The 12,771-nt window shown below is 38.0% G+C and carries 21 protein-coding genes and 1 pseudogene; 9 read left to right on the forward strand and 13 right to left on the reverse strand.

Translation table 11 applies throughout. The features are described from left to right. Positions 1–19: 19 nt before the first annotated feature. The 7 genes from ACWYN3_RS30500 to ACWYN3_RS30530 all read left to right on the forward strand — a co-directional run bounded on the left by ACWYN3_RS30500 (position 20) and on the right by ACWYN3_RS30530 (position 3,467). The gene (locus ACWYN3_RS30500; RefSeq protein WP_456217662.1) at positions 20–262 is read left to right on the forward strand and encodes a carboxypeptidase-like regulatory domain-containing protein; all 243 of its coding nucleotides are present in this window, start codon (positions 20–22) and stop codon (positions 260–262) included. Between the two features lie 47 nt (positions 263–309). Then, on the forward strand, positions 310–1,260 hold the full coding sequence (locus ACWYN3_RS30505; protein WP_456217663.1) for a TonB-dependent receptor plug domain-containing protein: 951 nt from the start codon (positions 310–312) through the stop codon (positions 1,258–1,260). A gap of 95 nt (positions 1,261–1,355) precedes the next feature. Next, a complete protein-coding gene (locus ACWYN3_RS30510) occupies positions 1,356–1,742 on the forward strand; it encodes a TonB-dependent receptor domain-containing protein (protein ID WP_456223203.1) in 387 nt (128 codons plus the stop codon). A gap of 5 nt (positions 1,743–1,747) precedes the next feature. Beyond that, a complete protein-coding gene (locus tag ACWYN3_RS30515) occupies positions 1,748–2,338 on the forward strand; it encodes a hypothetical protein (protein WP_456217664.1) in 591 nt (196 codons plus the stop codon). Between the two features lie 139 nt (positions 2,339–2,477). Beyond that, entirely contained in the window at positions 2,478–2,747 is a 270-nt protein-coding gene (locus ACWYN3_RS30520; RefSeq protein ID WP_456217665.1) for a hypothetical protein, read from the forward strand. A 35-nt stretch (positions 2,748–2,782) separates the two neighbouring features. Then, positions 2,783–3,340, forward strand: coding sequence for an alpha/beta fold hydrolase (locus ACWYN3_RS30525; RefSeq protein WP_456223204.1), 558 nt, complete (start codon positions 2,783–2,785; stop codon positions 3,338–3,340). A gap of 1 nt (position 3,341) precedes the next feature. After that, positions 3,342–3,467 (forward strand): alpha/beta fold hydrolase, encoded by a 126-nt coding sequence (locus ACWYN3_RS30530; protein ID WP_456217666.1) that lies wholly within the window; start codon positions 3,342–3,344, stop codon positions 3,465–3,467. 26 nt (positions 3,468–3,493) lie between these two features. On the opposite strand, the gene ACWYN3_RS30535 is transcribed toward ACWYN3_RS30530, so the two are convergent. Genes ACWYN3_RS30535 through ACWYN3_RS30545 form a run of 3 tightly spaced genes read right to left on the reverse strand, consistent with a single transcriptional unit; the run spans position 3,494 to position 5,266 of the window. Next, positions 3,494–3,757, reverse strand: coding sequence for a zinc-dependent peptidase (locus tag ACWYN3_RS30535; protein ID WP_456217667.1), 264 nt, complete (start codon positions 3,755–3,757; stop codon positions 3,494–3,496). After that, positions 3,729–4,277, reverse strand: coding sequence for a zinc-dependent peptidase (locus ACWYN3_RS30540; RefSeq protein WP_456217668.1), 549 nt, complete (start codon positions 4,275–4,277; stop codon positions 3,729–3,731). The genes ACWYN3_RS30535 and ACWYN3_RS30540 overlap by 29 nt, the downstream gene beginning before the upstream one ends. Continuing rightward, entirely contained in the window at positions 4,277–5,266 is a 990-nt protein-coding gene (locus ACWYN3_RS30545) for a Gfo/Idh/MocA family oxidoreductase (protein ID WP_456217669.1), read from the reverse strand. The genes ACWYN3_RS30540 and ACWYN3_RS30545 overlap by 1 nt, the downstream gene beginning before the upstream one ends. Positions 5,267–5,435: 169 nt before the next feature. Here ACWYN3_RS30545 and ACWYN3_RS30550 point away from each other — a divergent pair, with 169 nt between their 5' ends. After that, a complete protein-coding gene (locus tag ACWYN3_RS30550; protein WP_456217670.1) occupies positions 5,436–5,780 on the forward strand; it encodes a hypothetical protein in 345 nt (114 codons plus the stop codon). Positions 5,781–5,861: 81 nt separating this feature from the next. On the opposite strand, the gene ACWYN3_RS30555 is transcribed toward ACWYN3_RS30550, so the two are convergent. From ACWYN3_RS30555 to ACWYN3_RS30600, 10 genes and pseudogenes are all read right to left on the reverse strand, one after another. Beyond that, a complete protein-coding gene (locus ACWYN3_RS30555; protein ID WP_456217671.1) occupies positions 5,862–6,209 on the reverse strand; it encodes a hypothetical protein in 348 nt (115 codons plus the stop codon). Next, complete coding sequence (locus tag ACWYN3_RS30560; protein WP_456223205.1) at positions 6,197–6,769, reverse strand: MAC/perforin domain-containing protein; 573 nt, start codon at positions 6,767–6,769, stop codon at positions 6,197–6,199. The genes ACWYN3_RS30555 and ACWYN3_RS30560 overlap by 13 nt, the downstream gene beginning before the upstream one ends. Then, positions 6,748–7,155 carry a hypothetical protein gene (locus ACWYN3_RS30565; RefSeq protein WP_456217672.1) on the reverse strand — a complete coding sequence of 136 codons (408 nt, stop codon included), beginning with the start codon at positions 7,153–7,155 and terminating at the stop codon, positions 6,748–6,750. The genes ACWYN3_RS30560 and ACWYN3_RS30565 overlap by 22 nt, the downstream gene beginning before the upstream one ends. A gap of 376 nt (positions 7,156–7,531) precedes the next feature. Further along, positions 7,532–8,212: an OmpA family protein gene (locus ACWYN3_RS30570; RefSeq protein WP_456217673.1), complete on the reverse strand. Its 681-nt coding sequence runs from the start codon at positions 8,210–8,212 to the stop codon at positions 7,532–7,534. A gap of 243 nt (positions 8,213–8,455) precedes the next feature. Next, positions 8,456–8,722 carry an AAA family ATPase gene (locus tag ACWYN3_RS30575; protein ID WP_456223206.1) on the reverse strand — a complete coding sequence of 89 codons (267 nt, stop codon included), beginning with the start codon at positions 8,720–8,722 and terminating at the stop codon, positions 8,456–8,458. Next, positions 8,641–9,327 carry an AAA family ATPase gene (locus ACWYN3_RS30580; protein WP_456217674.1) on the reverse strand — a complete coding sequence of 229 codons (687 nt, stop codon included), beginning with the start codon at positions 9,325–9,327 and terminating at the stop codon, positions 8,641–8,643. Before ACWYN3_RS30580 ends, ACWYN3_RS30575 begins: the two co-directional genes overlap by 82 nt. Further along, positions 9,266–9,742 (reverse strand): AAA family ATPase, encoded by a 477-nt coding sequence (locus ACWYN3_RS30585; protein WP_456217675.1) that lies wholly within the window; start codon positions 9,740–9,742, stop codon positions 9,266–9,268. The genes ACWYN3_RS30580 and ACWYN3_RS30585 overlap by 62 nt, the downstream gene beginning before the upstream one ends. Before the next feature lie 109 nt (positions 9,743–9,851). Then, complete coding sequence (locus ACWYN3_RS30590; RefSeq protein ID WP_456223207.1) at positions 9,852–10,658, reverse strand: helicase-related protein; 807 nt, start codon at positions 10,656–10,658, stop codon at positions 9,852–9,854. Next, a pseudogene (locus ACWYN3_RS30595) lies at positions 10,641–11,107 on the reverse strand (DEAD/DEAH box helicase); the annotation flags it as partial. The gene ACWYN3_RS30590 and the pseudogene ACWYN3_RS30595, both read right to left, overlap by 18 nt. Before the next feature lie 113 nt (positions 11,108–11,220). After that, on the reverse strand, positions 11,221–12,012 hold the full coding sequence (locus ACWYN3_RS30600) for a DUF4197 domain-containing protein (protein ID WP_456217676.1): 792 nt from the start codon (positions 12,010–12,012) through the stop codon (positions 11,221–11,223). 265 nt (positions 12,013–12,277) lie between these two features. On the opposite strand from ACWYN3_RS30600, the gene ACWYN3_RS30605 reads away from it, so the two are divergent. Continuing rightward, positions 12,278–12,742: an RNA polymerase sigma factor gene (locus ACWYN3_RS30605; protein WP_456217677.1), complete on the forward strand. Its 465-nt coding sequence runs from the start codon at positions 12,278–12,280 to the stop codon at positions 12,740–12,742. Positions 12,743–12,771: the final 29 nt, after the last annotated feature.

Consider the following 12,771-nt stretch of genomic DNA (forward strand, 5'->3'; position numbering starts at 1 on the left):
CAAAAAAAATATAGGGAATATGAAAAAGATACATCTATTATTAGTTGTACTACTATCCGCTTTTAGTTTCACCAGCGCATTCGCTGCTGATATCGCTGAATTCAAAGGCAAAATTATTGACGCTCAAACTAAATTACCATTGCCAGGTGCTTCAATCACTATTCCTGATTTGCGCACCTCAGCTATTACTAATCAAAACGGGGAATTTACTTTCAAGAATGCACCAGCACACGGACGCTTTCTGTTCAGATCAGCTATATAGGCTATAGAACAATCACGCAATCTATAGACTTAGCTAATCCGGGGAAATTGGAGTTTGCTCTAGAGCCAAGTGTTATCGAAGGCAGAGAAGTGGTGATTACGGGGTCGGCTTCCAGCTCTGACAACCGTAAGAACAGTACTTCAGTAACGACTGTTAGTAAGGCTGACTTATTATACCGCCCTTCTACAAACCTGATGGATGCGATTTCGCGTGTACCAGGAGTGTCTCAAATCACTACAGGCCCTGCGATTTCCAAACCAGTTATCCGGGGTCTGAGCTATAACAGAGTAGTTACGCTGAGCGATGGAGTAAAGCAACAAGGGCAACAATGGGGAGATGAACATGGAATTGAGATTGACCAGTACAGTGCAGACCGTGTAGAGGTTTTAAGAGGCCCGGCAAGTTTAATGTATGGTTCGGACGCATTGGGTGGGGTAATTAATATCCTTGATGGATTACCTGCACCAGAAGGAACCTTAAGAGGTGAGTTTTTAACCAATTACGCGACCAATAATGGAATGTCAGGAAGTTCATTAATGCTTCAGGGTAATGAAAATGGGTTCATTTACAAAGCCCGCGGATCTTATAAAAATGCTTACTCTTATAAAACGCCTACAGAATACGTACCTAATTCTGGTTTCAACGAAACCAATTTTGAAGGACAGGTCGGATTAAATAAAAAATGGGGATATGCGCATTTGGATGCTTCCGTTTTCCGTACAAATATTGGCTTTTATGAACCTAAAAGGAATGAAACCGGTCAGTTGGTAGGAGAGGATGATCAGCCATTTACAGATGCACAAAATAAAGACAGAACGCTTGCTTATCCTAAACAGGATGTTCGTCACTATAAATTAGCTTTAAACAGTAATATCCTTTTAGGTGAAGGTAGTTTGAAAGCCACTTTAGGTTATCAGCATAATTTACGCAGAGAGCTGGGTACAGCAGGAGAAGGTCCTGATTTGTTCCTGAACAGCTATATTATAGTTATGACCTGAAATATTCCCTTAAAGAAATAAATGGCTGGGCACCAGTTGTTGGTGTTTCCGGAGAATATATCCATAGTTTAAATACTACAGGAAAAGAACAGTTAATTCCTGATTTTGATACCCAGGCATTTGGTGGTTTTGCTTTCGTTAAAAAAACTTGGGACGATGATACCTTTAATGCAGGTATTCGCTTTGACTATAGAAAAATGACCGGGAAAGAATTTCATGGTGATTCAGATTATCCCGCATTCAGCAATAAATTCTCTCATATTACCGGAGCCTTGGGTTATACCCACGAATTTAATGAAGCTTTTAGTTTTAAAGCTAATGCCGGAAGTGCTTTCAGAGCACCGAACATTGCAGAATTAGCCTCTAATGGTGTACACGAAGGCGTATTCCGGTACGAAGTAGGTAATCCAAACCTTAAGCCAGAGCAGAGTTACCAGTTTGATGCTTCCTTTGATTATCAGAATCAATATGTAAAGTGCTAGTTTAGGTGGGTTTCGCTAATTATATCAATGATTATATTTATTATAATACTGACGGAACTACCAAAAAGGTGGATGACAGAGATTTTCCAGTATATAACTTTGTACAGGATAATGCTTTTTTGCGTGGTATAGAGGCATCCTTAACCTTACATCCGGTTAGTTTTATCCATTTCGAAAACGGATTCTCTTATACCAGGGCAACTAACCGCACAACTAAACAATCACTTCCATTTATCCCGGCGGCAACTTTACATAATGAATTGCGTTTTGAGCCGACTATAGCCGGAACTTCACATTCTTATGTTTCTGTAGGAATTGATAATTACTTTAAACAAACCAAGATTGATAGTTTTGAGCAACCAACCTCAGGTTATACTTTGTTAAATGCGTCGGTTGGAACAACTTTAAAATTAAGCAAGAATCAGGACATCACAGTTTATCTGGCTGGAAAGAACTTGTTGAACAAAGCTTATTATGATCATTTAAGCCGCTTTAAACCAGGAAGGCTTAGCGATGAGGATGAAAACCTTGGTATTTACAATATGGGCCGTAACATCACATTTGGGGTGAACATTCCATTTACATTAAAAAAATAACAAACAGACGATAAACACACACACGTTTGAAACGAAACCTCGCTTCCTGTTTAAGGAACGGGGTTTTTCTGTAAAATAATCGTTAGTTTTAGAACTTTCGGCCTCTAGTTTTGTTTGTAGGCTAAATCATCGAAATTATATGTTCAGAAAACTACTTTTACCTGCTATCCTTTTATTTTGTGCTTCTCTATCCGTATCTGCGCAACAGGCAGATACACTGTCTATTACATTAGAGAATGTCAAATACGCTTATCCAGTAAAATACTTCCCTATTCACACTGAAGGACAGGACATCCGTATGGCCTACATGGACATCGCTCCTGTGCAAAATACAAACGGCAGGACAGTAGTCTTGTTTCATGGTAAAAACTTTGGAGGATATTACTGGACAAATGTAATTAAAGCCTAACAAGCAGAGGATTCAGGGTAATTGTACCAGATCAGATCGGGTTTGGTAAATCTTCAAAACCATATATCCATTATAGTTTTCATCAGCTTGCACGCTGGAATAAAGCACTTTTAGATACACTGGGTATTCAGAAAGCAAATATTCTGGGACATTCCATGGGAGGGATGCTGGCCACGAGATTCGCTTTAATGTACCCGCAGACGACTGAAAAGTTATTACTTGAAAATCCTATTGGCCTGGAAGACTACCGTGCCTTTGTTCCCTATGTAAATACAGAAGATCAATATAAAACAGAGCTTAAAGCAACTGCAGAAACTATCAAAAAATATTATCAGAGTTCTTATTTCACTGTTTGGAAACCAGAATATGATGAACTGGTCAGAATTGCTGCGGGTGTAACTTTTAGTTCGGATTACCCGCGATGGGCAAAAGTGGCAGCTATGACTTTTACGATGATCTATGAACAACCTGTTGTTTATGAATTTCAAAATTTAAACGTTTCCAACTATTCTCTTTATCGGGAAAGAAGACAAGACTATTGTAGGAAAAGGCTTATTAAGCCCACAGGAGCAAGCACTTCATGGTCAGTATAAATTGCTGGGAAAACAGATTGCAGCGAAAATACCGAATGCCAAGCTGATAGAATTTGATGGCAGCGGGCATATCCCTCATCTGGAAGTGCCCACTGAATTTACAGTTGCCTTATTAGGCGGTTTGTAAAACCGGTTTAAATCAGGCTTTGTAATTTATTTCTTTACCGGATCTTGTGAGAACGTAGCAGAAAGAATTTCGTAGAGTTCAGGGTGTTTATCTTTGAACTGCGCTGGCTTTTCAAAAAAATACTCTGAAACTACGGCAAGAAATTCTGCTTCGTTGGTTACCGCATACGGATTGATATCAGATTTTCCAGCCTCAATTTTATTGATTTCCTGATGGATCATTTTTATCCAGGGGATGATATACTGATGGGGCATCAGGTTTTCAGGGATCCCATCTGTTGCACCATCCATCCGATTTATCCAGCAGGTGTACAAACTCATGGATAGCTGTATTTTCCTTATCTGCACTAATAGAAAACCCTTCTAATAATGCAGAGCGTGACAGGATCATTTGTCCGTTCATATACCCTGTACCTACCATTCCAAGAATGTTGCGGTCACCACCTTCAAATTGAAAATCTTTATTAAAAGTATCAGGGTATAAAATTACTGCGTGAAGGTTCTGATATTTCCAATGCCCAAATCCAAAGACCGGAATTATCGCACTGCATGCGATTAATAAACGATCAGTTGCATCCGGGGTCAGGTCTATTCCCTCAATGCGTACATAACTTAAAAAGTCTCCGAGCATTTGCTCGAATTTTGTTCGGTTTACGGCGTCCAGGTTTTGATAATAAGCAACATGATTCAGTAATATCTGCTGATCTGCTCCATTAATGGTGTTTTCAGGAAGCTGTTTTGATTTTTTATCTCTGAATATAAAATACAGCGCAATTAAGAATGCGGCAAGTAAGATGATATAAGTTGTCATTATTCAGCTTCCAGAATTTCAATCTGCTTTAATATTTCTTCCTGTAATATAGGAAATGGCTCATCGTTGACCATTGATTGATATACTGCTTCAAAAAGAGAAATATAGCTTGCTGGTTTAGAAGGGATGAGACGTTTTGTTCTGTCTCCATTTTCATGGATCAGTGTAAGTTTGCCTTCTTTACCTTTCGCTTCGATTCCAAAGCCAGGTTCATTTGGTTTGATACCTTTTAAAAGCTGTTCTTCCTGTACATCAGCTCTTTCTTTAATGAAGCTGCCATTTCTTCCGTGGAGCACAAAAGAAGGCTGTATGTCAGTAATCATCATGTTTGAATGAACAAAGACATTTAAGCTGTCAGGATAACTCAAATGAATTGATAAAAAGTCATCTACCTGTGTGTTTTCCCTGTTTCTGCCTAGTATTTTATGAAATGAACCTGGCTGGCCAAACAGACTAATCGCCTGATCTATTAAATGCGGGCCTAAGTCATATTGTAAGCCACTCGCTGCTACCCCGGATTCTTCCTTAAAGCTTTTCACACCAATACTGGCCTTATATCTGTCAAATCTGAGATGAACCTCTGATAATTTTCCTAGTTTATCACTTTTAATTATGTTTTTTACGGTGACAAAATCACTGTCCCATCTGCGGTTCTGGTAAACAAATACTTTTTTACCCAGGCTTTCTGCCAGTTCAAATATTTCAATGGCTTCTACAGACGTTGCCGCAAATGGTTTTTCTACTAAAATATGCTTGCCGGCATTTAAAGCCTGTTTAGCATAGTCGTAATGTGTATAGTTAGGAGTGTTGATAATAATAAGTTCAATGCTTTTATCATTCAATAAGTCTTCTATACTATCATAACTGATTATTCCTGCGAAATCTTTCTCCGCATTCTTTTGATTACGTTCCGTTACCGCATGGAGTTTAAATCCCTGGTGTGCGGTAAGAAAAGGGCCATGAAATATCTTGCCAGACAGACATACCATAAGCCATCAGGCCAGTTGTGATTACTTTATTCATCAATATCTATATTTTGACGACTAAATTAGTAAATCCAAAACCTGATGTTTTAATAATATTGTCATAAACTGTCCAACCCATGGTATTTATTGAATAAATATAAAGCGGGGCCTTACAATTTTTTATCTTTGATTTATGAAGCCCGCAGAAATTAACGCAAAATGGAAGATTCTACAGCAAAAAATTGCTCAGGAATTTGATTCAGATATACCTGATTTAAAGGTAATGTTATTCTTGATAGGCGTTCAGGAACTCGGTAAGGGGCCAGGTAAGTATAGCAAACGTCAAAAAGAAGAGCTTATGCATATCGCTACCTGTCGTTTAATGAGTGAAATGGGATTTTACGAGCTTGAAGGACTGGATCAGGACGGATGGCCGCATTGGAAGCTGGTAAAGCAGGTTCCGTCATTTGCAATGATGGAGCAGGAATTACTCTTGAAATCCCTGGCAATTCATTATTTCGAAGATATCTATCAATAAAACAGGATAAAAAATCTATCTCCATAAAAAAGCCGAAGTACAATTACTTCGGCTTTTTTTTTATGGAGATATTTTTTTTTATTAGTCAGCAGGAAAAGCATAAAATGCTATCCCGTAATTTGACCAGTATCTGCTGTCAAGATTTGGATTCGGTGTTGTAAAATGATCACCCTTACGTGCTGCATGGTTGTAGTATAGGTAAATTGGAATTGTTCCGGGTACCTGGGTTGGGTAGGCATAGAAAGAAATTCCTAAGTATGTCCAGTTTGGATGACCACTTACAGCATTAATATCCATTGAAATATGATGATTAAAACCTGGATTCTGATAAAATAAATAAACAGGTTTTGTTCCTGGAACCTGGCTTCTATGTGCTTTAAAAGAGACTCCTTCGAACTGCCAGCCTGAAAAACCATCTACTGCATCCATATCCGGGGAGGTATAATGATTACCTGCGCTATGGTAAAATTGATAATAGGTTCTGGCGAAGATGATATCTGGCTGTTTAATATATACTTCTCGACATATGCTTTAACCAGGCTCCTTTTACCAGCATCTGGAATTAACTCATAAATAGGAATCAATCCATTACTCCTGATATCGATCAATTGTGAATTTTCAATAGTCACACTACTCTGCCAGGAAGTTACATTGATTACTGGTAAATCCTTGCCTATAGGTATTTGTCCGATTAAAGAGATTGTTGGATCGCCACCTACGGTTTTATAATTTATTGACTGACTATAATTCTTCAGGGATTCCTTAGAATCTGTATTAATGTCTGCAGTAATTCCAAATATTTTGGCTAAAGGCATATTGATTCCAGCCATTGCGGCTTTAATTCTATCTGTATTTTTGGTTTCCGAACGATAAAGAAATGATATTTTTCCACCAAGAACAATATTAGATAAAACGTGAGTGCCATATCTTGCAACAATATTTTGAGGCGTACTTTTTTGAGCATCAGCTATAAAGCTGCGGATAGATATTCTCTTAACAACTCATTGTCCGCACTGAATTTTAGTGCTTTGCGCTGAATAATATTCTCATAACTGCTATACAGATATTTTGATGAGAATTTGCTAGAATCAGCATAAGAAGATTTTATTGTTCCAGTGAATAATTTCAGACCAAGTGAGGCCTCAAATTTTGCACTTAGGTTTTTTGTGTAATCCTCACTATTTTCTCCAACGTCAAGTTTTGGGTAACTAAATTGGGATGGATCAATATCCACCCGGGTATTGTGTTCTCTTTTTAATTTAGCAACATCTACAACCAGGTACCTTGCGGCGCTTGGATTTGCATACTCTCCGGTTACGTCATAGCCATAACCGAGAAAGTCATATTCACGTTCTGCTGCTGATTTGACTTCCATAGATTCTGTATTGGCCGTTTTTGTTGAATCATGGTGGAATTTTTCCTTAGCGCATCCGCTTATTAGAACGATAGCTGCGATTAATAATTTTTTGGTAAATTATTATTCTCATAATATGATATTTTTTATTTTCCTGAAAATAATCAATGGTATCCTATTATGTGTTTGTTTTACGTCAACATGATTTTTCTCAATGCGAACTGTCTGCGTTATTACGTGAATGAAATTTTTACTATAAATAAATAATAAATATATGAAAGACGCTAAGAGATCATATGAATTGCGAATATTATGAAAAAGCTTATCGCATAAAAAAAGCCGAAGTACAATTACTTCGGCTTTTTTTTGTTATTAAAATAGGTAGATCTTAATATTTTTAGTTGTTAGCTGATTGAGCTTGTTTTTTCAATTGATCATTAGCAACGATAACAATTTCAACTCTACGGTTAGCAGCTCTTCCAGCGTCAGTTGCGTTATCAGCAATTGGCTCAGAGAAACCTTTACCAACAGTAGTTAAACGTGATGATGGTACACCTTGTGAAACTGCGTAAGCTTTAACAGATGCCGCTCTTCTTTCAGAAAGGCTCATGTTATAAGTTTCAGTTCCTTTACTATCTGTATGACCAATAACTTTGATTTCAGTATCAGGATATTTTTCTAACGAACCTGCTAATGATTTTACATTGTCTTTAGCGTTCACTTTTAGGTTTGCACTATCAAAATCAAATAAGATTCCACTATCAAATTTAACAATGATACCTTCACCTTCACGTACTACTTCTGCGTTTGGAATAGCATTCTGAATTTCAGCTGCTTGTTTGTCCATACGTTTTCCGATGAATCCACCAGCAGTACCACCAATTGCACCACCTAAGATCGCTCCAATTGCAGTGTTACCAGCTTTCTTTCCGATAATAGCACCCAAAACTCCACCTGCAGCGGCACCAATACCAGCTCCTTTTTGTGTTTTAGTTAAACTGTCACAGCCTTGAAAAGCCATTGCGCTTAATGATAACGCTATACTGAATGTAGCTATTTTGAATTTCGAAGTAATCATGATAATAAGTTATTTGTTTATAAGGGCATTTACTCAAAGGTAATGCCAGTGTGTAAGTTTTCTGTGATTTATCGTATTAAGAGAGGATTTTTTCATAAATTCCAGTGAATAATTGACACAGTATTGTCTTGATATACGCAAATTGACTACAATTCTGTACAATTTGTCTTGAAAAAGGAGACATCTAATCGAAACAATGGACATGCACAATTGAAAGAATAGTGATACAATTGAACAGGCTATCTAGTAATCGTATTTGTCTTTCCAGTTTTGCTTAAGTTTTTCTCTGAGTTTATCCTCTGCCGGATTATGTCCGGGATCATAAAGTTTAGTCCCGCTGATCAGATCGGGTAAATACTCCTGAGCAGCGAAATTTCCTTCATAACCATGAGAATATTTATAATCTTTTCCATAACCGATGTTTTTCATCAGTTTGGTCGGTGCATTTCTGATATGTAATGGAACTGGTAAATTACCAGTTTGCTTAACCAGTTGCTGTGCATTATTGATGGCTTCATACGAAGCATTGCTTTTTGCCGATGACGCCAGAGATAAGTAACGGCCTGAGCAAGGATAATCCGGGCTTCCGGATATCCGATTACATTCACTGCCTGGAAACAGTTATTAGCCAGTAATAAGGCATTCGGGTTGGCATTGCCAATATCTTCGGAAGAAAGGATAAGTAATCGCCTTGCGATGAATAAAGGGTCTTCTCCGCCTTCAATCATTCTGGCCAGCCAATATACCGCTGCATTCGGATCACTTCCCCTGATTGATTTGATAAAAGCAGAGATGATATCATAATGCTGTTCACCTGCTTTATCATATAAGGCGAGGTTCTGCTGGGCATGCTTTAATACATTTTCATTGGTTAATACTATCTTTTCGCCTCCGATACCATTAACGGCAATTTCCAGGACATTTAATAACTTTCTTGCATCACCGCCCGATAAGCGGATCAGGGCTTCATGTTCCTTAATGGTGATTTTCTTCTCTTTGAGAATCACATCTTCGCGGATAGCTGTTTGCAATAAACCAGAAAGCTCATCTTCGTCAATCCAATGATTTAAGGATATAAACCTGGCTCCGGGATAATAAAGCGGAAATGACTTCAAAAGAAGGGTTTTCTGTTGTAGCGCCAATTAAAGTTACCAGTCCGCGTTCTACCGCCCCCAGTAAACTATCCTGTTGTGATTTACTGAATCTGTGAATCTCATCAATGAATAAGATTGGTAAACCCAGGAAGCTATCTTTTAATAATGCCGCTTTATCAATTACGTCACGTATGTCTTTTACGCCTGAATTAATCGCACTCAGATTAAAAAACGGGCGGTCAAGCGTTTGTGAAATGATATAAGCCAGGGTAGTTTTTCCGACTCCGGGAGGGCCCCAGAAAATCATAGAAGGAAGCTGCCCGCTTTGTATCGCTTTGCGCAAAACGGCATCCGGTCCTACCAAATGTTGTTGTCCAACATATTCGTCCAGATTTTGAGGACGCATGCGTTCTGCTAATGGAGGTAGGTTTTGCATAAATGTAAAGATAAAAAAACAGGAGCAAAAAAAATTACTCCTGTTTTAGAACTGCTTAATTTTACAAAAATAAGCGTTAACCGATTTGAAAATAAACGGCTTCTTAATATTATTCAGCTTTTGGAGCAGAACCTTCTGTCTTGGGCGCAGCATTTTCAGCCTTTGGAGCGCTTTCAGCTCTTGGAGCCGAACCTTCTGTTTTTGGTTTCTTTTTCCAAAATTTACGCTGGGGTGCTTTTCTGTCTTTATGCTCTGATCTTGAAGATGCTGTAGCCGCTGTTTCTACAGGTGCTTCGCCCAAATGTTCAGGTAAAGGCATTCTGTCAATAGTTTTGTCAATCAGCTTCTCAATGTTCGCAAACTTACGTTTATCCTTATCGTTCACTAATGTAATCGCAGTACCGGTAGTTGCAGCTCTTGCTGTACGGCCAATCCTGTGAATATAGTCTTCCGGATCGTGAGGCACATCAAAATTGATAACCAGTGAAATTCCTTCTACATCAATACCTCTAGATAATACATCTGTTCCAATGAGTACAGGAACACGTTTATTTTTAAACTCTGATAAAATAGCTTCTCTTTCTTTCTGTCCCAGATCTGAGTGAAAAGCTTCTGCTTTAAATCCAAGTCCACGGAAAACCTTACCCAGATTTTTAACCTTTTCTTTAGTTGAAGCAAAGATTAATATACTTGGGAAGTCCACATTTTTCATCAGCTCTGTCAGTAATTTTACCTTTTGGGTATCATGTACGATATAAGCCTGCTGATTAATTCCTGCTGCTGGTTTTGAAATTGCAATACTGATCTGCTCAGGGTCCTTTAATAGAGTGCCCGCAAGCTTTCTTATTTTAGGAGGCATAGTAGCCGAAAACAATACAGTCTGTCTTTTCTCAGGAAGGAAACTTACGATGCGCATAATATCATCGTAAAAACCCATATCAAGCATTCTGTCAGCTTCATCTAAAACAAGATGTTGTAACTGATCCAGTTTGAGTAATCCAGATGAAAGATGAGAAATAAGTCTCCTGGTGTAGCAATGATAATATCAACGCCTTCACGCATACTGCGCTTCTGCTGTTCATAGGCAATACCATCACCACCTCCGTATACGGTCAGCGAACTGATATTTGTGAAATAAGAAAGAGCTTCAACCTGCAAATCAATTTGCTGTGCAAGTTCACGTGTAGGGGCAAGAATAAGTGTATTATTATGTCGGTTCTCCGTCTGGCTGATCATATTCATAACCGGCAGCAAATAAGCTCCTGTTTTCCCTGTTCCCGTTTGGGCACACGCTATCAAGTCTTTTTTTGCTAAGATGAGGGGAATTGCTTCCTGTTGTATAGGGGTTGCATTTCTGAAACCCATTGCTAATAAACCCTCTAATAAATCAGGGTTAAAATTAAAATCTTTAAAATCCAATATACTTGTATGTTATTCGTAATTGTTCTGCATAAAAGTAGCCTTTATTTCTGGCTTTTTTATTTTTTTTTCTGATCGGCGTATCCGAATACTTTTTGAAGTACTGATGTGGTACGGCCGCCTAAATTATTTCTGATAGTCAATTCTTCCTGTGCAACCTGAATAAACATACCTTCTACTGCTTTTTGAGTTACGTAACCTGTAAGATCTGTAGTTACTGGTTTAACCAGAGGTAATTTGTTATACTGGCCCGTTGCATCTCCCCAATATTTTGCTGCTCCAACCTTGCTTAAACTCGCATTAACCACAGGCTTGAATTTTTCCATCAGCTGTGCTGTAGTTGCTTTTTTAAAATATTCAGTTGCTGAGTTTTCACCTCCTAATAAAATATTTGTGGCATCAGTAATGGTCATTTGTTTAATTGCAGAAACAAATATCGGTTTAGCTTCTTTCGCTGCATCTTCTGCGGCTCTGTTTAAACTTGTGACTACATTATCAGCCAGAGAACCCAGACCGATACTTCTTAATGTTTTCTCGACTTTTTGTGCTTCTGGAGGGAATAAAATTTTAACAGCCATATTTCCTAAGAAACCATCTTTTAGTGATAACTGATCTGCACCTTTAGAAATCCCTGCTTCTAATACTTGTTTGATCCCGGTACCGATTTCTGAGGTTGTTGGTTTAACGACTGTAGAAGTAGTTGCTGTAGCTGATGACTGATTTGCTGGTGTTTTAGTCTCTGTTGCAGATTTTACTTTCTTTAAAATGCTTCCAAGTGATTGACTTTTTGCATTGTAGCTGTTGAACGCAATGGCTGCAACAGCCAGAGATACTAATTTAAATTTATTCATGATTTTGTGTAAAACCAATAGTAAGCAAATTTCCAGCCATTAAATGATGATTATTGATTTTATCACTTGATAATCATATCCTTTTGATGATTTTTAAGGTATTCTAGGAAAATATTTTTATACTTGAAAAGAATTTTCCTTCATACACACCTTGAAAATTTATAAAAAATACAACAGGAATCAAAGATCTTGATGATGCAGCCCTTCTTTTACGGTACAAAAGTACAGGAAGTCTGGATGCGTTGGGAATGCTTTTAACCGGTATATGCACCTTGTTTATGGGGTTTGTCTTAATTATTTTAAGGAAGAAGAAGCTAGTAAAGATGCGGTTATGCAGATCTTTGAAGAACTCGTCGTCAAACTGAAGATCCATGAAGTGCAGAACTTCAAAAGCTGGCTGCATGTGCTAACCAGAAATCATTGTTTAATGGCATTGAGGAAGTTAGCAAAAAACAATACGGTATCAATTGATGATACTTTTGTGGAAAATACCGATTTTGTGCATCTGGATATAGACGATACCAAAGAAAAGCAATTGACCATTATGGAAAAGTGTATGGAGACCCTGACCGAAGAGCAGCGCAAGAGTGTTGATTTATTCTATCTCCAGGAGAAATGTTATAAAGAGGTGGCAGAGCTAACCGGTTATGAAATGGTTAAAGTCAAGAGCTACATCCAAAACGGGAAACGAAATTTGAAAATTTGTATAGAGAAAAACAGCAGTGAATAACGATTGGTTAGATATAGAATTACTGGAAG

This window comes from Pedobacter sp. NJ-S-72 (assembly GCF_053890575.1).